At 48.3% G+C, this 17,487-nt stretch carries 19 protein-coding genes and 1 other RNA gene; 3 read left to right on the top strand and 17 right to left on the bottom strand.

What is annotated here, in order from left to right; all coding sequences use genetic code 11:
• Window positions 1-68: 68 nt before the first annotated feature.
• The 3 genes from OWN49_RS06290 to csoR all read right to left on the bottom strand — a co-directional run bounded on the left by OWN49_RS06290 (window position 69) and on the right by csoR (window position 3,169).
• Window positions 69-2,498 carry a heavy metal translocating P-type ATPase gene (locus tag OWN49_RS06290; RefSeq protein WP_176283527.1) on the bottom strand — a complete coding sequence of 810 codons (2,430 nt, stop codon included), beginning with the start codon at window positions 2,496-2,498 and terminating at the stop codon, window positions 69-71.
• Between the two features lie 83 nt (window positions 2,499-2,581).
• Window positions 2,582-2,788, bottom strand: coding sequence for a copper chaperone CopZ (gene copZ / locus OWN49_RS06295; RefSeq protein ID WP_015240581.1), 207 nt, complete (start codon window positions 2,786-2,788; stop codon window positions 2,582-2,584).
• A 75-nt stretch (window positions 2,789-2,863) separates the two neighbouring features.
• On the bottom strand, window positions 2,864-3,169 hold the full coding sequence (gene csoR, locus OWN49_RS06300) for a copper-sensing transcriptional repressor CsoR (protein WP_013353610.1): 306 nt from the start codon (window positions 3,167-3,169) through the stop codon (window positions 2,864-2,866).
• 138 nt (window positions 3,170-3,307) lie between these two features.
• On the opposite strand from csoR, the gene OWN49_RS06305 reads away from it, so the two are divergent.
• A complete protein-coding gene (locus OWN49_RS06305; RefSeq protein ID WP_176283528.1) occupies window positions 3,308-4,348 on the top strand; it encodes an oxidoreductase in 1,041 nt (346 codons plus the stop codon).
• Between the two features lie 44 nt (window positions 4,349-4,392).
• Here OWN49_RS06305 and azoRB read toward each other — a convergent pair whose 3' ends face one another.
• From azoRB to OWN49_RS06355, 10 genes are all read right to left on the bottom strand, one after another.
• Window positions 4,393-5,028, bottom strand: a complete 636-nt coding sequence (gene azoRB / locus OWN49_RS06310) for an FMN-dependent NADH-azoreductase AzoRB (protein ID WP_003151719.1) — start codon at window positions 5,026-5,028, stop codon at window positions 4,393-4,395.
• A gap of 194 nt (window positions 5,029-5,222) precedes the next feature.
• Window positions 5,223-6,551 carry an LLM class flavin-dependent oxidoreductase gene (locus OWN49_RS06315; protein ID WP_077722842.1) on the bottom strand — a complete coding sequence of 443 codons (1,329 nt, stop codon included), beginning with the start codon at window positions 6,549-6,551 and terminating at the stop codon, window positions 5,223-5,225.
• Complete coding sequence (locus tag OWN49_RS06320) at window positions 6,548-6,835, bottom strand: glutaredoxin family protein (RefSeq protein ID WP_077722843.1); 288 nt, start codon at window positions 6,833-6,835, stop codon at window positions 6,548-6,550. Before OWN49_RS06320 ends, OWN49_RS06315 begins: the two co-directional genes overlap by 4 nt.
• Window positions 6,836-6,837: 2 nt before the next feature.
• Window positions 6,838-7,854: an LLM class flavin-dependent oxidoreductase gene (locus OWN49_RS06325; protein ID WP_146284070.1), complete on the bottom strand. Its 1,017-nt coding sequence runs from the start codon at window positions 7,852-7,854 to the stop codon at window positions 6,838-6,840.
• Window positions 7,851-8,630, bottom strand: a complete 780-nt coding sequence (locus OWN49_RS06330; protein ID WP_025853847.1) for an amino acid ABC transporter ATP-binding protein — start codon at window positions 8,628-8,630, stop codon at window positions 7,851-7,853. The genes OWN49_RS06325 and OWN49_RS06330 overlap by 4 nt, the downstream gene beginning before the upstream one ends.
• Window positions 8,627-9,334 (bottom strand): amino acid ABC transporter permease, encoded by a 708-nt coding sequence (locus tag OWN49_RS06335; RefSeq protein WP_070082373.1) that lies wholly within the window; start codon window positions 9,332-9,334, stop codon window positions 8,627-8,629. The genes OWN49_RS06330 and OWN49_RS06335 overlap by 4 nt, the downstream gene beginning before the upstream one ends.
• A 15-nt stretch (window positions 9,335-9,349) precedes the next feature.
• Window positions 9,350-10,072 carry an amino acid ABC transporter permease gene (locus OWN49_RS06340; protein ID WP_007409997.1) on the bottom strand — a complete coding sequence of 241 codons (723 nt, stop codon included), beginning with the start codon at window positions 10,070-10,072 and terminating at the stop codon, window positions 9,350-9,352.
• A 22-nt stretch (window positions 10,073-10,094) separates the two neighbouring features.
• The gene (locus OWN49_RS06345) at window positions 10,095-10,907 is read right to left on the bottom strand and encodes an amino acid ABC transporter substrate-binding protein (RefSeq protein ID WP_015387707.1); all 813 of its coding nucleotides are present in this window, start codon (window positions 10,905-10,907) and stop codon (window positions 10,095-10,097) included.
• A gap of 25 nt (window positions 10,908-10,932) precedes the next feature.
• On the bottom strand, window positions 10,933-11,745 hold the full coding sequence (locus tag OWN49_RS06350; protein ID WP_070082375.1) for an amino acid ABC transporter substrate-binding protein: 813 nt from the start codon (window positions 11,743-11,745) through the stop codon (window positions 10,933-10,935).
• On the bottom strand, window positions 11,742-12,281 hold the full coding sequence (locus OWN49_RS06355; RefSeq protein WP_176283529.1) for a GNAT family N-acetyltransferase: 540 nt from the start codon (window positions 12,279-12,281) through the stop codon (window positions 11,742-11,744). The genes OWN49_RS06350 and OWN49_RS06355 overlap by 4 nt, the downstream gene beginning before the upstream one ends.
• 153 nt (window positions 12,282-12,434) lie before the next feature.
• Between OWN49_RS06355 and OWN49_RS06360 the strand changes: the two genes are divergently transcribed.
• On the top strand, window positions 12,435-13,325 hold the full coding sequence (locus OWN49_RS06360) for a LysR family transcriptional regulator (protein WP_025853843.1): 891 nt from the start codon (window positions 12,435-12,437) through the stop codon (window positions 13,323-13,325).
• 38 nt (window positions 13,326-13,363) lie between these two features.
• Here the strand turns inward: OWN49_RS06360 and OWN49_RS06365 are convergent, their stop codons facing one another.
• Both OWN49_RS06365 and OWN49_RS06370 read right to left on the bottom strand, forming a co-directional pair.
• Window positions 13,364-14,158 carry an SDR family NAD(P)-dependent oxidoreductase gene (locus OWN49_RS06365; RefSeq protein ID WP_003151697.1) on the bottom strand — a complete coding sequence of 265 codons (795 nt, stop codon included), beginning with the start codon at window positions 14,156-14,158 and terminating at the stop codon, window positions 13,364-13,366.
• A 114-nt stretch (window positions 14,159-14,272) separates the two neighbouring features.
• Window positions 14,273-14,578, bottom strand: coding sequence for a barstar family protein (locus OWN49_RS06370; RefSeq protein WP_176283530.1), 306 nt, complete (start codon window positions 14,576-14,578; stop codon window positions 14,273-14,275).
• 177 nt (window positions 14,579-14,755) lie between these two features.
• Between OWN49_RS06370 and OWN49_RS06375 the strand changes: the two genes are divergently transcribed.
• Entirely contained in the window at window positions 14,756-15,409 is a 654-nt protein-coding gene (locus OWN49_RS06375) for a hypothetical protein (protein WP_101562435.1), read from the top strand.
• Between the two features lie 943 nt (window positions 15,410-16,352).
• Here the strand turns inward: OWN49_RS06375 and ssrA are convergent.
• Together ssrA and smpB are read right to left on the bottom strand one after the other, a co-directional pair.
• Window positions 16,353-16,715, bottom strand: a transfer-messenger RNA (tmRNA) gene (ssrA, locus tag OWN49_RS06380).
• A gap of 167 nt (window positions 16,716-16,882) precedes the next feature.
• Window positions 16,883-17,353 (bottom strand): SsrA-binding protein, encoded by a 471-nt coding sequence (smpB, locus tag OWN49_RS06385; RefSeq protein ID WP_029973572.1) that lies wholly within the window; start codon window positions 17,351-17,353, stop codon window positions 16,883-16,885.
• Window positions 17,354-17,487 lie beyond the last annotated feature (134 nt).

A 17,487-nucleotide genomic window follows, 5' to 3' on the forward strand; every position in this document is an offset into this window, starting at 1 on the left:
CATATATGTGTTTTCTCTATTATATGCAGGCTTTGAATAAAGTGTCAATAAAAAAGACAAAACCGGCATCAGCCGATTTTGTCTTTTTTCACCTTCTGTAAACGCAAGGCATTAAGCACGACCGATACCGAGCTGAATGCCATGGCGGCGCCTGCCACCCACGGAGCCAGAAAGCCGGCTGCCGCAATCGGAATGCCGATGCTGTTGTAGCCCAATGCCCATCCTAAATTCTGCTTGATGTTTCTCATGGTCAGCCTGCTCATGCCGATGGCGTCGGCAATGCCGTTCAGGTCTCCGCGGATCAGCGTAATGTCCGCTGCTTCCATTGCGATATCGGTGCCGGTGCCGATGGCCATCCCGATATCGGCCACAGCCAGCGCCGGAGCATCATTGATGCCGTCACCGACCATCGCCACGCGCCGGCCTTCTTTTTGCAGCCGGGAAATTTCCGCCGCCTTTTGTTCGGGAAGCACTTCGGCGATCACGCTGCCGATGCCCGCGGCTTTTGCAATGGCTTCCGCGGTCTTTTTGTTGTCACCGGTCATCATGATGACGTCAAGCCCCATATCATTCAGGCGTTTCACCGCGGCCGGAGATGTTTCTTTGATGGTATCGGCGACTGCGATAAGCCCCGCCGCTTTGCCGTCTGCCGCAATAAGCATCACCGTTTTTCCTTCCGCCTCCAAGCGGGCCATGTGCGGAAGCAGTGCTTCATGTTCAATGTGCTCTGATTCCATCAGCCGTCTTGATCCGGCAAGAATCGTTCTGCCGTCAGCCTCTGCATAGATTCCGGAACCGATCCGGGCTTGGAACCGGGCGAGTTTCGGGATGGAAATCCCCCGTTTTTCGGCTCCTGACACGATGGCTTCTCCAAGCGGGTGCTCCGATCCCGTTTCGGCGGCCGCCGCCAGCCGCAGGAGCTCCTCTTCGTTCATTCCCGCTGCCGGTACGGCGTCTGTCAGCACCGGTCTGCCGTTTGTCACCGTTCCGGTTTTATCCAGTACGATGGTCGTCAGACGCTGGGTCTTTTCTAGATGCTCCCCGCCTTTAAAGAGAATGCCGAATTCAGCTGCGCGGCCGGAGCCCGCCATAATGCTCGTCGGAGTGGCGAGCCCCAGTGCGCACGGACAGGCAATGACAAGCACGGCGATGAATTTGCCGATCGCTTCAGAAAACTGTCCCGGCGCCGCCCATACATACCAAATGAGAAAAGTCAGCACGGCCAGCCCCAGCACAATCGGGACGAAAATGCCTGAAATGTGATCCGCGAGCCGCTGAATGGGGGCTTTTGATCCTTGGGCTTCTTCCACGATTTTAATAATGTGTGCAAGCGCGGTATCTTTGCCGACATTCACCGCTCTGATTTTGAGAAAGCCGTTTGCATTGATCGTCGCCCCGGTGACGGTGCTTCCGGGAGACTTATCGACAGGCATGCTCTCTCCCGTAATCATCGATTCATCAATCGCGGAATGGCCTTCAATCACTTCGCCATCGACAGGAACGCGTTCTCCAGGTTTCACGTATACGATATCCCCCGTCCGGACCTCGTCAATCGGAATCACCTGTACTTTGCCGTCCCGCTCAACCGCCGCCGTCTTCGCCTGAAGCTTCATTAACTTTTTAATCGCTTCTGATGAGCGGCCTTTTGCTTTCATCTCTAAAAGCTTTCCAAGCAAAATCAAAGTCAGCAAAATGGCGCTCGTTTCATAATAAAGCCCCTCAGCATGTCCGTCTCGTCCGAGAGACGCAATCGTCATGTACAGGCTGTATGCGTAAGCGGCCGTCGTTCCGAGCGCAACGAGAACATCCATATTGGCGCTTTTGTTTCTCAGCGCCTTGTACGCTCCCGTATAAAAAGGCCAGCCGATGACGAGCTGCACCGGGGTGGCAAGCGCGAATTGCAGCCACGGATTCATCAGGATATCCGGCATCCAGATAAAAGAAGTAAAAGAAAAATGGCTGACCATCGACCATAAAAGCGGGAAGGAGAGAACGGCAGAAAATATGAGCCTGATCAGCTGCTTTCGCTGCTCTTTCTCCTTTTGGGATAATCCGCCGTCTCCATCAACCGCTTTCTTCTCGTCTAATCTGTAGCCGAGTTTTGCCACGGTCTCTTTCAGCTCTTTCGGTGTCACCTCTTTCGGATTGTATTCAACGGTGACTGTTTCCAGGGCGAAATTCACCGGTGCGCTCACAACGCCCTCTGTTTTGTTCAGGCGCTTTTCAATCCGGTTGGCGCAAGCGGCGCACGTCATGCCTTCAATCTGAAAATCGGCTTTTTCCGTCACGACGTGATAGCCGAGTTTTTCAATTTTATCCTTTATGGCGCCAGCTTCGATTTTGTCAGGCTGATAAGAAATATTTGAGGTCTCAAGCGCAAGATTGACGGAAGCGTCAATGACGCCGTCCATCCGTTTCAGCCCTTTTTCAATTCTTGAAGCGCAGGCGGCGCATGTCATGCCCCCCACTTGAATGGTTATCTCTTTCGGTTCACTCAATGTCCTCATCTCTCTTCATAAACCCCATGGGGGTATAATTATGATAAAAGAAAACCGCGCCCGTTCCCGAAGCGCGATAAACCTTATACGACGTCATACCCTTGATCTTCAATCGCGTCCTTTATATCTGATACGGAGACTTTGTTCTCATCAAACGTCACATCCACCTGTCCGGCTTCCAATTTCACCTGAACCGCCGTCACTCCGTTCAGTTCTCCCACTCCGGTCTCTACTGCTTTTACGCAGTGCTGACAGGACATGCCTTCGACTTGCAGTGTTTTTTGTTCCATGATGATTCCCTCCACGTCTTGTTTTTTCTTTTTTATGTTACCATACCCCTGTAGGGTATTTCAAAACATTTTATTTTACGATTTTGCGATTTTTTTCACAACATCAAGCAGCTCGGCAATCGCCTGCTCCCCGTTTCCGCTCTCAATGGCGCCGGCTACGCAGTGATGGGCGTGATCTTCCAGCAGATGAAACGCGACTTTCTGCATGGCCGCCTGTACGGCTGAAATCTGCACGAGAATATCCACGCAGTATCGTTCGTTTTCCACCATATTCTGAATGCCCCTGACTTGGCCTTCAATCCGTTTCAGCCGGTTCAGAATCTGGTCTTTTTCCTTGGCGCTTTTATGATTTAACGATTGATGCTCGGTATGTTTGTCCATTTTCCACCTCGGTTTTGTTCTTCGTTACCTTCATTATACAGACTTGAAAATCCGGTGTAAAAAATTTTCAACACACAAGTTTTACCAGTACACCCGCGGGGTATATATTGTTATCACATATCATGAGGGGGAAGTTCATTGAAAACGATACAGGTTGGCATATTGGGATATGGTTTGTCCGGGAAAGTCTTTCATGCGCCGCTTTTGGACGTCCTTGATGATTATCAGATCAAAAAAGTCATGACCTCCAGAACGGAGGAGGTCAGACGTGATCTGCCGGGGGCTGAAGCCGTGCGCGCGATTGAAGACATTACCGGTGATCCTGACATTGATCTCGTCATCGTTACGACACCGAGCGGAATGCATTATGAATCAGCGATGAAATGTCTCCTGGCGGGAAAACACACCGTCGTGGAAAAACCGATGACGGCGACTTCAGCAGAAGCGGAGGAGCTGAGAAGAACGGCTGAAAATAAAGGCGTCTTACTGAGCGTGTACCACAACCGGCGGTGGGACAATGACTTTTTAACGATACAAAAGCTGATTCGGGACGGGGCGCTTCAAGACATTCATACATATCAAGTCAACTACGATCTGTACAATCCGGTTGTCCAAGAAAGATGGCGCGAAAAAAGCGGACCCGCCACGGGAACGCTGTATGATCTCGGTTCACATATTATTGACCAGACGCTCCTGCTTTTCGGAATGCCGGAATCCATCACGGCACATGTGATGAAACAGCGGGACAACAGTGAAACCGTCGATTATTTTCTGGCCGCGCTCCATTACGGCAAACTTCAGGTCATTCTTCAATCCGGCTCCATGAATGCGGCAAGCGGCCCGCGCTACCAGATTCACGGACGGAATGCAAGCTTTATCAAATACGGAAAGGACGGACAGGAAGAGGCGCTTTCAGCCGGACAAAAGCCGATTGACGAGAGCTGGGGCGCCGATGACCCTGACAACTTCGGAGAGCTGACAATCGCAGCGGATGAAAAACGGCATACAGAAACAATCCCCTCTGAGAACGGCTCTTACCTTACGTACTACAAACTGCTGGCGGACAGCATCTTAAACGGAAAACCGCTTCCCGTTACGGCAAAAGAAGGCATCGATGTCATCCGTGTCATTGAAGCGGCGATGAAAAGCAGCGAGCAAAAACGGACGATTGCCCTTTAATATGAAAAACCTCCCAGCCGTACGGCGGGGAGGTTTTTTTAAGATCAGAATGATTTTCCGGCTTCTTTCGCGCGGGCAATCGCATCTTCTTTAATTTGCTGTGCTTTATTCGGTTCAGCATTATGGCCTTCAACGATTAAACCGTCAAAAGAAGGAACGCCGAAGAAGTTCATCATGATGCCGATGTAACGGTGGCCCATTTCCATGTCAGCCGCCGGGCCTTCAGAGTAATAGCCTCCGCGCGCCTGAATGTGGAGCGCTTTTTTGTCAGTCAACAGACCGATCGGGCCTTGCTCTGTATATTTGAATGATTTTCCGGCTACAGCCACAGAATCAAGGTACGCTTTCATAACAGGCGGGAATGAGAAGTTCCAAAGCGGTGTGACGAATACGTATTTGTCAGCTGACGCGAATTGATCGCTCAGCTCGTTCAGACGGCCGACTTTCGCTTTTTCGTTTTCAGAAAGCTCTTCAAATCCTGTGCCGGATTGAAGTTTTCCCCAGCCGCTGAATACATCCGCGTCGATATGAGGAATGTTCTCTTTGTAAAGGTCGATATGTACAACCTCATCATTCGGGTTTGATTCTTTATAAGAATCGATAAACGCTTTTCCTGTCGCCATGCTGTAAGATGTCTTTTCATCATGAGGATGAGCAGTGATATAAAGTACTTTTGCCATTGTAAACAGCCCTTTCGTTTTCAAATTACACACACATTTATTATGAAATATGAATGTTTTTTTATACTGATCAGTTCTGTAATAATTATAGTTACAAAAAATTCTTTTCGCAACAATAATATCTCGAAATCAGTATATTTTTTAAAAAAGGCTGTAATGACGGGAATGGCAAGCAGCAGAAAAAGCAGAAACATTTAGTTTCTGCTCAAAATCGGATTTGGTTTGCAGACCGGAATATCCAACCCGAGATTCCCCCGCAGTGTATCCGCCGGATAGCTTTTTCGGTACAGCCCCTTTTCCTGAAGGATCGGTATGACTTGATCTACAAAGGCTTCAAGCATGCCCGGGATGTCAGAGTGAATGATAAACCCGTCCGCCGCTTCCCGCTGAAACCATGTTTCAATTAATGATGCCACACGTTCCGGTGTCCCGATAAAGTTGGTTCGCGGAAACGCGGCTTCGCGCGCCACTTGACGCAGCGTAAGATTCCTGGCTTTCGCCTCTCTTTTGATACGGTCTGTCGTGCTTTGAAACGCGTTTTTCCCGACGTCGCCCAAATCAGGAAACGGCTCATCCAGCGGAAAACGGCTCAGATCATAATCGTCAAAAAATCTGGCCACATATTTAACGGCGTTCTCTATCGGAATCAGCTCGGCGAATTCCTGATATTTCGCTTCCGCTTCTTCTTGTGAGCCGGCTATAATCGGACTGATTCCCGGAAAGATCCGCAGCTTGGAAGCGTCCCGGCCGTAATCCGCCGCCCGCTTCTTCACATCATCATAAAAAGCTTTCGTTTCCTCAAGTGAATTGGAGTGCGTAAAGACTGCATCTGCATTCCTCGCGGCAAACGACCGGCCGGTTTCTGAAGACCCCGCTTGGAAAACGACCGGCTCTCCCTGTTTGGACCGGCCGATATTCAGCGGGCCCTCCACTTGAAAATACTCACCTTTGTGATACAGGCGATGCAGTTTGTCAGGGTCAAAAAACTGCCCGGTTTCTTTGTTGCGGACGAAGGCATCTTCTTCCCAGGAATTCCACAGACCGCGCACCACGTCCACATGTTCCTGGGCGATGTCGTAGCGCCGGCTGTGGTCGGGAAGGCTTTCTTTGCTGTGATTGCGCGCGGCTCCCGCCTGCGGAGAGGTGACGAGATTCCAGCCCGCCCTGCCGCCGCTGATATGGTCAAGAGACATCAGCTGTCTTGCGATGGTAAACGGCTCAGTGAACGAGGTGGAAAATGTGCCGATTAAACCAAGATGGGTTGTAGAGGCGGCAAGCGCCGATAAAATAGTGATCGGCTCAAACCGATTTAAGAAATGCGGGATGGACTTTTCAGAAATGAACAAGCCGTCCGCAATAAAAGCAAAGCTGAACAGCCCTCTTTCAGCAGTCTGCGCTTTTTGCCTGTAAAACGCCGCATTCGTGCTTGCTGTCGGATCGGCGTCGGGATGACGCCAGCCGTCCGTTGTGCCGCCGACACCGTGAATCATGACTCCGAATTGAATTAGATCCGTCCGGCTCATTTTCTCACCCCCTTTTTCCCCTCGTAATCGGCAAGCGCCCGTTCTACATGTTCAATGCCGACTTGAGTAACGGCCTGATACACACGGCTGTCACCGCTGCCGATTTCAACGACGGGAACATGACAGATGCCGTACTTCGTCTGCAGCACGTCACGCAATTCGTCCCGCTCTGTCACATCAATTGTTTCGTATGCCACGGCTTTTTCCCGCAAATATCCTTTCACTTCATCACAATAGGAGCAGCCCTGCTTGCTCCAGACCACTACGTTTACTTCATGACTCATGTTCATCCCTCCTGTAATTGTGGGGCCGGCTGCACCGCTTCGCTTAACAGCCGGTAAGACAATCGTTTTTCCTCAGCGTTTTTGATAGGCGACAAAATCACAAAATCGGTAATGCTGTATTGAACGGATAATCGTCGCAGCTCGGCGGCGGTCTCTTCTTTTGTCCCGGCAATCACACCCGTCTTTTGTGTGATCAGCTTATATGGCTGCGTGACTTGTTCAAGAAACGCTTCCGCTTGTTCCCGGGAACCGACATTCACCTTTTTGCCGTCTTCGAGAATGATTTTGACCGACTCACGCGATACGACGTGTTTTTCCGCTTCTGCTTTTGTATGTGCGGTAAATACCATCGGCGCAAGGTGAAATTCCGCCTTCGATCCTTTCAGCAGATGCTCGTCAAAGGCGTGGCGCGCTTTTTCTAACGCAGCCTCTTCACCGTTTATGAAATAGGCGAAAACGAAGGAAATGCCGAGTTTGGCCGCGGATATCGCGCTTTCCGCGCTGCCGCCGAGTAAAAAGATGTCAGGCGCATACTCAGTATGCGGCGTCGGCCGCAATGACGCGTAGCGGTGCGAGTCCGGAAAATCATTTCGGATGAAATGAGTCAGCTCCTCAAGCTTTTCTTCAAACAAACGGGCGGGCTGGATAAGCTCCCGCTGCAGCGCATCGGTTGACAGCTGAAATCCGCCGGGCGCTTTGCCGACACCGAGCGCCACACGGCCGGGAGCAAGGGCGGACAGAACCCGGAACTGCTCCGCCACTTTATAAGGACTGTAATGCTGCAGCATCACCCCGCCGGATGCGAGACGGATTTTTTTCGTGCTTGCGGCAAGATACCCCAGAACAATTTCCGGCGCTGATCCCGCTATCTCTTCATTGTTATGATGCTCCGCCGCCCAGAAACGGTCATATCCGTATTGTTCGGCCTCCTGAGCCAATCTCACCGTTTGCCGCAAGGCTTCTTCTGCGGTTTGGTTTTCCGCGGTGACACTTTGGTCTAAAATGCTTAAACGAATCATACGACAGGCTCCTTTATGCGCTCTTTTATGTCATAACCGTAATCAGGCAGCACGCGGCGGAGGAACTTCTTCGTTCTTTCTTTTTTCGTCTTGTGAAAAACTTCCTCAGGCGTTCCTTGTTCCACGATTGCTCCTTCATCCATAAACACAATTTGGTCGGACACTCTTCTGGCGAATTCCATCTCATGTGTGACAATGATCATGGTGGCGCCGGTCCGCACAATGTTAAGCATCACCTCAAGCACCTCGCCGACAAGCTCCGGATCAAGGGCTGCGGTCGGTTCATCAAACAGCATCACATCAGGATGAATGGCAAGCGCCCGGGCAATCCCGACCCGCTGCTTTTGTCCTCCCGACAGTTGATTCGGATAGGCATGCAATTTATCCTGAAGCCCCACCTTGGCCAGTTCCCGCTCGGCAATGGCGTACGCATCTGATTTTTTCATTTTCCTTGCGACCGTCAGGCCTTCCATGACATTTTGAATTGCCGTTTTATGCGAAAACAAATGATATTGCTGAAAAACCATCGCCGTCTGTTTCCTCAGTCTGAGAATGTCTTTTTTGGCAGGCTTTTTGCAGTTAATGACTTCACCGTGCAGCGAAATGGCGCCCTCATCCGGCCGCTCAAGTAAATTAAGGCAGCGCAGAAAAGTGGTTTTCCCGGAACCGCTCGGGCCGATGATGGTCACGACTTCTCCTTTCCGGACACTTAAATTGATCCCCTTTAACACGTGATGACTGCCAAAATGTTTCTGAATGTTTCGGATTTCGATCATAATGCGCCTCCTTGATATCTGGCCGCTCTTTTTTCCGCCAGACTGTTTACAGCTTCGAGAATCAGCGTTAATCCCCAATAAATGACGGCCGCCCCGATAAATGCTTCCAGAAACGCATAGTTATCGGATGCCGCAATCGTCGCCGTTCCTGTAATTTCAGGCACTGCAACAATTGCCGCGATGGAAGTGGTATGCAAAAAGCCGATGCCTATATTGGTGAAGTTCGGCAGCGATATCATGAACGCCTGCGGCAGAATTACGCGCCGAATCATCTGGCCCCGCGTCAGACCGATTGAATATGCCGCCTCCGCCTGCCCCGTATCGACGGCCATGATCCCGGATCGGAGAATTTCCGTCATATAAGCGCCTGCCGTTAATGACAGTGCCATGATGACAAACACGGCGACCGGAATCTGATTGGCCGACCAGCCGAGATGAAACGCGCGGCTGAATTGTTCGGCAATCAGCGGAACCCCTAAATAAATCAGCATGATATGGAGAATCGCCGGGGTGCTGCGGAAAAAAGACACGTAAAACGCTGAGCAGGCCAGCAGCCATTTGATGCGGAATATACGCACCGTGATATTGCCGAGAGCTATGAAAAATCCGGCAATAATCGGAATGACCGTCATCGCCAATGTAAGCGGAACGGTTTTCAACATTTGTTTTATCGCAGTGCCGATAAATGGAATGTCCAGCTCCACTGTTCTCCCTCCTTTTCAGCCGTGCGCACTCATGTCAAAAACCGTCACAAGGCGCGTCTCATCTTTCTTGATTCGTTTTTCGGCCCATCTGAAGACACATTCAAATAAAAGGGCGGCCGCGTAATACAGAACAGACAGCGAGATATACACTTCAAGAGAATGATTGCTCGATGTAATCAAGGTCTGTCCTCTGCCCGACATATCCATCACCCCGATCGAAAAAGCGAGTGATGTATCTTTTAAGAAACCGATCACCATATTCCCGATGTTGGGAAAGGCCTGCACAAGCGCCTGCGGCAGAATGATGCGCCGGAATGTCTGCCCCCCGTTCAGCCCGATGCTGAACGCCGCCTCCGCCTGCCCGCGGTCGACGCTGTTCACACCTCCCCTGATGATTTCGGCCGCTCTTGCCGCGCTGCTCAGCGCGTACGTGGCGATGGCCGCATACAAAGGGTCCATTTTAGAGGTATCAATTCCGGCGAGCGCCGTGAGCGCCGGAATGCCGTAAAATACAATGAACAGCTGCACCATGATGGGCGTTCCTCTGAAAAAAGAGATATACAGCTTCGCAAACTGATTCAAAACGGGAATGCGATAGATGCGGGGCAGCGCCAAAAGCAGCCCCAATAGAAAGCCGAACAGCAAAGACACCGCCAATATATACAGCGTGACGGGCAAATACCCGAGCAATGTCGGCACAAAGGACGCGATCATACTGATATCAAACGCTTTTTCCATTGCCGGTCCCTCTCTTTTTCACTTAATATTGCTCCTTTGAATAATCCGCGCCGAGCCACTTTTCACTCAGCTTTTTAAGCGTGCCGTCATCAATGATTTCCTTGAGCGCTTTATCAATGTCATCGCTCAGCGTTTGTTCATTTTTGTTAAACATAAAGAACACTTTGGCATTTGACAGCACCCCGCCGACCGTTTTTTCTTTGATTGCGCTTGTTTTGTTTTGAAAATCGACAGCAAACGGCGTTGAAATCGTTGCATCGGCGCGGCCGGATTTCAGCTGATTGGCCGCATCGTTTGAACCTTGGCCGGCATAGGCGATTTCAAACGGACTGCCGTGTTTTTCATTCCATTTTTTCAGCACAAGCGCGCCGTTTGACGTCGGACTTGTAATGACCCGCTTTCCTTTCAAGTCATCAATGCCGTGAATGTCCCCGTTATCTTGGAGCACCGTGATTTTCAGCGGGAAGTTGTTATACGCGACTTGATTGAACAGAAATTTTTTCTCCCGTTCGGCGCTTTTCTCCATTTGATGAGCCACGATATCGACTTTATGCTGGCCGAGGCTGACAAGCAGGTTGGAGAAATCCATCGTTTTAAAGGTGAATCGATAGTCCGGCAGGCGCCTGTCAAGCTCTTTCACCAGCTCAACGTCATAGCCCGTCAATTTGCCTTTATCATCAATAAAGCAAATATTCGGAAATTGAGTGCCGGTGCCGACCGTAATGTTCTTCACGTTTTTCTGATTGCCTGATGCCGCCTCCCCGCCCGCGCCGCAGGCTGATAACGCCGCCGTTGCCGCAATTGTTAATGACATGACCGCCAGTCTTATTTTCATGTGATCGCCCCGTTTTCTGCTTCAATTATTTCGTGAAACTTGATTTTGAATAATCCGCGCCGAGCCATTTTTCACTCAGCCTTTTCAATGTGCCGTCCTTCTCAAGCTTTTGAATCGCCCGATCCGTATCGTCCGCCAGGGTTTGGCTGTTTTTATTGAACATAAAATACACCTCGGTATCGAGCAGCACATCACCGACCGTCTTTTGTTTGAACGCGTGCGTCTTATTTTGAAAATCGACGGCAAACGGCGTGGATACGGTGGCGTCAGCACGTCCTGTCTCCATTTGGTTCGCTGTATCATTGCCGCCCTGCCCAGCGTATTTCAAGTGTATCGGGCTGCCGTGGGACTTGTTGTATGCCGTCATATAATCCGCCGCATTTGACGTCGCGCCGACGATGACGGTTTTCCCTTTTAAATCCCGGAGCGTGTGTATCGCGTCATTATCCGCCTTCACCGTAATGTACATCGGCGAGTAGTTATACGGGATTTTGTGATACAAAAAGCGTTTCTCCCGTTCCTTGTTTTTCGCCATATTGTGCGCGATCACGTCAATTTTCCGGTTTCCGAGACTTGTAAGCAGATTCGAAAAATCCATCGTCTTAAAGACAAATTTGTATTGCGGCAGCTGTTCATCAATGGCTTTCATCACTTCAATGTCATAGCCGGTCAGCTCGCCTTTTTCATCCATAAAAGCAATGTTCGGAAAATCAGTTCCCGTGCCGACGATAACGGTCTGCACGCCGCTCCCCGCTTTCGTGCTTTCTCCTTGCCCGCACCCGGCCAGCACGCCGAGCAGCAGAAGCAGACAGCCGGCTCTGATCCGTTTTTTTATCATTGCGCCCAGCTCGGTGTGCCTAACAGCGACGCGTCAAACCGCTCCGGTATGAGCACCTTTCTCATCATGACTCCGATGTCTCCGTCTTTCTCCTGCTCAAAATACACTTCATATCCCCTCCGTCTGTACATATCTACAAGCCAGGGATGCTTGCGCGCCGAAGTGCCGAGCGTGATGGCCGGGGCCTTCAGCGTATCCCGCAGCACATGTTCCTCCACATAAGTCAAAAGTTTGCTGCCGATGCCCTGCCCCTTCAGCTCAGGAAGCGTCGCAAACCACCAGACAAACGGATATTTTGACGGAGGCGTGTCACTCTCCCACGGAAAACGGATCGTAATTGTTGAAAGAAGCCGTCCGTCCCGTTCGAGCACGACGGCTGAATGATTTTCAATATTTTCCGTTACCATATCGATGTCGGCCCGCGCCGACGGCCAGTCAATCTCCAAATTGCGGATCGGCTGAAACGCGCTGTACAGCAGCTCTAAAAACTCCGGCGTATCCTTTTTCTCAGCCAATCGAAATATGTCTTCACTCATTCCGGTCACTCTCCCCGCAAAAAAATATATAATTCCAATTTGTTTACTAAGCTTTGATTGTTTATACTATAAAGCAAACTGATTTGTTTGACTAATCAAAAAAAGTAAAGGAAAGGTTCAAGAAAATTAATGAACAGCCGGGAGGGGATTTCGTTGGAATTACGCACCATTAAAACGTTTCATACCATCGTACAGTCAGGCAGCTTTTATAAGGCCGCCGAAATTCTGAACTACTCACAGCCGACGATTTCAATGCGGATTAAACAGCTGGAACAGGATGTAGGCGCGCAGCTGTTTGAACGGGGAAAGAAGCTGAAGCTGACAAGGGCGGGGCGGCTGTTTCATGAGCGGGCCGGGCAGCTTCTCGCGCAATACGAGGTGCTTGACCATACTCTGGCCGATATCAGACAGGGCCAGGCCGGCCTTATTCAGATCGGCATATCCGAACCGACGGCAAGCCTGATCTTCCCTGCCGTGCTGCGGGGTTTCTTAAATGATTATCCGGACATGTCGGTCAATGTCAGCGTGGATGATGCCAATACATGCAGCCGCAAACTGCTGGAGGGCGCCATTGATTTTGCGGTATGCGGCGAGCCGGAGCTGATTCTGGAAAATTACTTTGATCCGTTTTTCCATGACTCGCTCAATGTCATCGTGTCCAACAGACATCCCCTTGCCGCCAAAGCAAGCGTTAATCTCGAAGATTTAGAAAATGAATGCCTGATTTTTACGCCCGCCAATTGCCCGATCCGGATTCAAATTGAACAGCACCTGCAGCGGGCCATCGGCAGCAGCTATCGAAAAATGGAGCTGACCAGCAGCATGGCTCACCAATACTATGTCAGGGAAAATATCGGCGTCTCAATCTTTACGGCGACGGCGCATTCAGAGCCGATCGAGGGCACGAAGGTCATTCCGATCCATAACTTAACAATTTCACCGCCGGTCGGGCTGTTGACAAACCAAAAAGAAGAGCATTTTGACTGTGCCACAAAAGATTTAATCAGCAGGATCATCAGCCGGTTTCAGCGTGATCCGCATTAAAAAAACCCCCGCTTTACGGGGGTTTTTGTATGTTCATCTTATATAATGCTCCGCACCAAGCCGCCGTCGATCCGCAATGCAGATCCGTTAATGGCAGACGACAGCGGGCTGCTTAAAAAGGCGACAAAATGAGCGATCTCTTCCGGACGGATCAATCGCTGAATGATCGACGTCGGACGATTTTCCTTCATAAATCGTCTCTCCGCTTCAGCCACTGTCAGGTTTTCACCGGGATAAAGCGACTCCAGCATTGTTTCGACGCCCTCTGTTTTCGTGGAGCCGGGCATGACCGTATTCACCGTCACATTCGTCCCTTCCGTGAGCTCGGCCAGACTGCGTGACAGCGACAGCTGCGTTGTTTTCGTAGCGCTGTAATGAGCCATTTCCTGAGAAGGCATGACGGCCGCTTCACTCGCGATAAAGATCACCCGTCCTTCCTTCCGCTCAATCATCCGCTTTGCATACCGGCGTGTCAGCCGCACGCCGCTCATGATATTCACCTCGAAAAACCGGAGCCACTCTTCGTCAGGAATATCAAAGTATTCCGCAGGTTCAAAGATTCCTAAATTGTTGACGAGAATATCCACATCCGGATACTGCTGAAAAATCGCGCCGCATCCTTCCGCCGTGCCTAAATCAAATGCGGCCGGATAGAGACGGGCATCCGGCGTCTGTTTCTCTAGTTCCCGGATCGTTTCGTTCACCTTTTCTTCACGGCGGCCGTTAATGATCACGGCCGCACCTTCTGCAATCAGCGAAGCCGCAATCGCCTTCCCGATGCCTGACGTAGATCCCGTCACAAGCGCCGTCTTCCCTTTCAACTGCAAGTCCATCATCCATTCCTCCCTATCGCAAGTCTCTTCTTATATATGGACAGAAATCGAAAGCCTGAAACCTTCCGTCCCTATTATCGGATAGAAAAATGGATGAGGGGAAGTACGCACTTTTTAGTGCCTGTCCGTTGTCCCGGCTGACGGCTGATCGATTTGAATGACAAACCGATTCTCTAACTCTTCCTGAGCCTCTTGAAACAGCTCCAAGACATCATCAGCATCCGAACCCAATGCCATTTGACTGGCCTCAAAATTCTTCCACACCAAAGTCAGCGGATATTCGATCCATCCTGTCAGGCAATCCCATAAGGCGTTCAGATTTTCACCATAAAAGTCCGGGAAATCTAATTGATCTTTTAAGATTCGGTGTAATGCTTCTATGCTTGTAACATCTTTTCCGTCTATGATGACGACTATCATTCACATGGACTCCTTTTTTCTTCGAATTATATTTAGCAGGATACACCTTGATCCATTACCTTCGACCCGTTATTATAACTCACCTCACACTTGTTAAGGAGAAATTAATATTCTAGTTATTTACTGTATTATTTATTATTGGTAGAATTTAATTGAATCTTATGAGGAGGGTTATAGATGAAAAAATCTTTTGTTTTTCTATTATCGCTAGTGCTTTTATTTAGCATTTTTCCTATTAGCACTTTAGCCACCGTGAAAACGTCAGAAGATGACACGATAACTGTACCTGGAAAAGATGTAAAAAACACTGCAGTATTAGTTGATGCTATCAATGAATTAGATGAAAAATTGGATATGAAAAATCTATCATCTAATTCTCCAGAAGATATAAGTCAACTGAGTTTAGCAGCAAAAACGCTGTATGATACTATTGTAAATTATGAAAATCAAACATCTGCTTCTTTGACAGGCACTGACGCGTTGATCATATTCAAAGAGTATATTGACGAGTTAAATAGAAGTGAAGTTATTAAACCTGTTGAACACATTGTAACAACAATGGGAGTTATAAACTATAAAGAATATAAAATTAGCAACTCACAAATAAAACAATTGAGTGCTGCTGTTGGAATTAATAGTGGATTTTGGGGTACAGCTACAGCTATAGCTAAAATTTTTGCTAAAAGCCCAACTGCACTTACATTAATGTTAGGTGCGGTACCGCTTTTAGGTATGGGTACTATAAATGCCTGCAATTCTAAAGGTAAAGGCATTATTATTACAAAAATGGGTTCAGGAGCAACGAATACATATAGTTGTAGATCTCAATAAAAAAGTGTGAGCTTTCGCTCACACTTTTTTATTTTTTATTTTTCTGATACATTTTGATATAAATTCACTAACAAAAAAAACTATTAAGCCTGATATTAATAACAAAAGTGAATTTATCTTTAAACCCTTGTTAAAAAAATCAAGGATACTATTTATCAATAAAAAACCTGACCAATAGATGAATAAAGAATAGAAAGCTATATTAGTGCTCTTTTCATCCGTATTTCTACTAGTTTTAAAAAACAATGATCTGCCCTCCCTATTCTTGAATCTTTTCAATCCTTACTATAAAATTTTTCAATGCTCATCAAAAATACTTATTGGTGGTTAAGTGCTTAATCTTTCGTTTAGGTTGGTACATTGAGCCTTCTTCATTTTACTCATGTCGTCACCTCCCATAAAACAATGATAACATGAATTAATTCTAGTTTATATTGTATGTAATTCCCGAAATAGCTAATACTCTTCACTAACTTCAAGTATAAACCGAAAAATTTAAACAATTTCATTTAAAATCTAAACAGAAGTCCATGTACGAGACTGAAGAAAATACTCCGCAATTCGATCCCTATCTTTCATTTCATTCTGAAAACAATTAAAACAAAGAGCATAGTAATTCTGTTGGCTTTATCTCTATTCTTTACTGTATTTCCTGGACAGCTTATTTGCCAAAATTATACAAACGGATAATACAAAATAATAGGATAAAGCAAAAGCAGCACATCTTTTAGATTATCCTTTTTAAGTATTGAATGAGTAGTAAGAGAAATTAAAATGAACAGGCAGGAATTTAGATAGGAGGAGGTATGGCATTAACACGAAAGCCATCTTCCTTTCAGCACAAAGGGAGAAAACGAAGAATTTTAAAAAGTGTTGCCAAAATGTTACCGCAGTGCCATCGAAAGCTTTGAAAGCCTTGATAACACTGCGGTTTCGGCGTTATGTATGGAGACGGTGGGAGTCGAACCCACGTCCAGAAACATCGATTACTTAAGCGTCTACGAGCGTAGCCTGCATATTTCGTGTTTCACTCGTCTTCATGCCTGCGGGCGGGCCTTCCGAGAGCTAGTCTGTCAGTCTCTTCTTACGTTCTCAGACGGGAACGCAAGCGTAGCCTACTTGGATGTGCTCTTCACGGACACATAGGCAATGTCAGGAAGAGCTCGCTGCGTTTATTAGGCAGCTAGTGCTAAGTTTTGGTTAAAACTTTTAGTTTTGCCAGTTATATTTAGGTGCGTGTTAACGAGATCGCCTCTCGGCTCGCAGCTCAAGCTCGATCCATCCCTGTCGAATCCGTAACGTCCCCTTGTTAAGGGTATACGGGAGATCTATCAAGCTCTTGCTCAACTGGCTGTACTGTTATTATACCATGATCACAGGCAAATTCAATTGGGAATATCTTCAATAAACAGCCTGTGAATCTGATGTGTGAACAGTATAGCACAGGGCTGTCATCACATCAAGGCTCAGGCATCAGAAGCCTTTTTGTCTGTCTCTGAACGCTCTTTCGATTTCTCTTTTGGCGTCTTTTCGTTTTAAATCATCACGTTTATCGTATGTTTTCTTCCCTTTTCCGAGGCCGATTAACACTTTGGCGAAGCCATTTTTCAAGTACAGCTTCAGCGGCACGAGGGAATAGCCTTTCTCTTTCGTCAGGCCGATCAGCTTATTGATTTCTTTCCGGTGCATCAAAAGCTTTCTCGTCCGGAGCGGGTCGTGGTTATAGCGGTTTCCCTGCTCGTACGGGCTGATGTGCATGTTGTGGAGGAACACTTCGCCGCGCTCGATTTTCGCAAAGGAATCCTTCATGTTTACGCGGCCGGCGCGGATGGACTTAATCTCCGTTCCCTGCAGCACGATGCCTGTTTCATAGGTTTCTTCTATAAAGTAATCATGGTTTGCTTTTTTGTTTTGCGATAATACTTTGCCTGATCCTTTTGGCATGCCTTATCCTCCTCTCTCCGCAAAAACCGTTCATGTGTGCGATACGCTTTATTTTAGCAAATGGATCGTTCCGCGACAATGAAAATGCGGCTTGCGAAAGAAAGCAAACAGAGCATTATGCCCCATTTGCTTTT

This window comes from Bacillus sp. NEAU-242-2 (genome assembly GCF_027853835.1).
Taxonomy (GTDB): domain Bacteria; phylum Bacillota; class Bacilli; order Bacillales; family Bacillaceae; genus Bacillus; species Bacillus velezensis.

Excerpts from the sequence above, each read along its gene's own strand:
- copZ (WP_015240581.1), bottom strand. The coding sequence starts at position 2,788 with ATGGAACAAAAAACACTGCAAGTCGAAGGCATGTCCTGTCAGCACTGC.
- csoR (WP_013353610.1), bottom strand. The coding sequence starts at position 3,169 with ATGGACAAACATACCGAGCATCAATCGTTAAATCATAAAAGCGCCAAG.
- azoRB (WP_003151719.1), bottom strand. The coding sequence starts at position 5,028 with ATGGCAAAAGTACTTTATATCACTGCTCATCCTCATGATGAAAAGACA.
- OWN49_RS06315 (WP_077722842.1), bottom strand. The coding sequence starts at position 6,551 with ATGAGCCGGACGGATCTAATTCAATTCGGAGTCATGATTCACGGTGTC.
- OWN49_RS06320 (WP_077722843.1), bottom strand. The coding sequence starts at position 6,835 with ATGAGTCATGAAGTAAACGTAGTGGTCTGGAGCAAGCAGGGCTGCTCC.
- OWN49_RS06325 (WP_146284070.1), bottom strand. The coding sequence starts at position 7,854 with ATGATTCGTTTAAGCATTTTAGACCAAAGTGTCACCGCGGAAAACCAA.
- OWN49_RS06330 (WP_025853847.1), bottom strand. The coding sequence starts at position 8,630 with ATGATCGAAATCCGAAACATTCAGAAACATTTTGGCAGTCATCACGTG.
- OWN49_RS06340 (WP_007409997.1), bottom strand. The coding sequence starts at position 10,072 with ATGGAAAAAGCGTTTGATATCAGTATGATCGCGTCCTTTGTGCCGACA.
- OWN49_RS06345 (WP_015387707.1), bottom strand. The coding sequence starts at position 10,907 with ATGAAAATAAGACTGGCGGTCATGTCATTAACAATTGCGGCAACGGCG.
- OWN49_RS06350 (WP_070082375.1), bottom strand. The coding sequence starts at position 11,745 with ATGATAAAAAAACGGATCAGAGCCGGCTGTCTGCTTCTGCTGCTCGGC.
- OWN49_RS06355 (WP_176283529.1), bottom strand. The coding sequence starts at position 12,281 with ATGAGTGAAGACATATTTCGATTGGCTGAGAAAAAGGATACGCCGGAG.
- OWN49_RS06365 (WP_003151697.1), bottom strand. The coding sequence starts at position 14,158 with ATGGACTTGCAGTTGAAAGGGAAGACGGCGCTTGTGACGGGATCTACG.
- OWN49_RS06370 (WP_176283530.1), bottom strand. The coding sequence starts at position 14,578 with ATGATAGTCGTCATCATAGACGGAAAAGATGTTACAAGCATAGAAGCA.
- OWN49_RS06375 (WP_101562435.1), top strand. The coding sequence starts at position 14,756 with ATGAAAAAATCTTTTGTTTTTCTATTATCGCTAGTGCTTTTATTTAGC.
- smpB (WP_029973572.1), bottom strand. The coding sequence starts at position 17,353 with ATGCCAAAAGGATCAGGCAAAGTATTATCGCAAAACAAAAAAGCAAAC.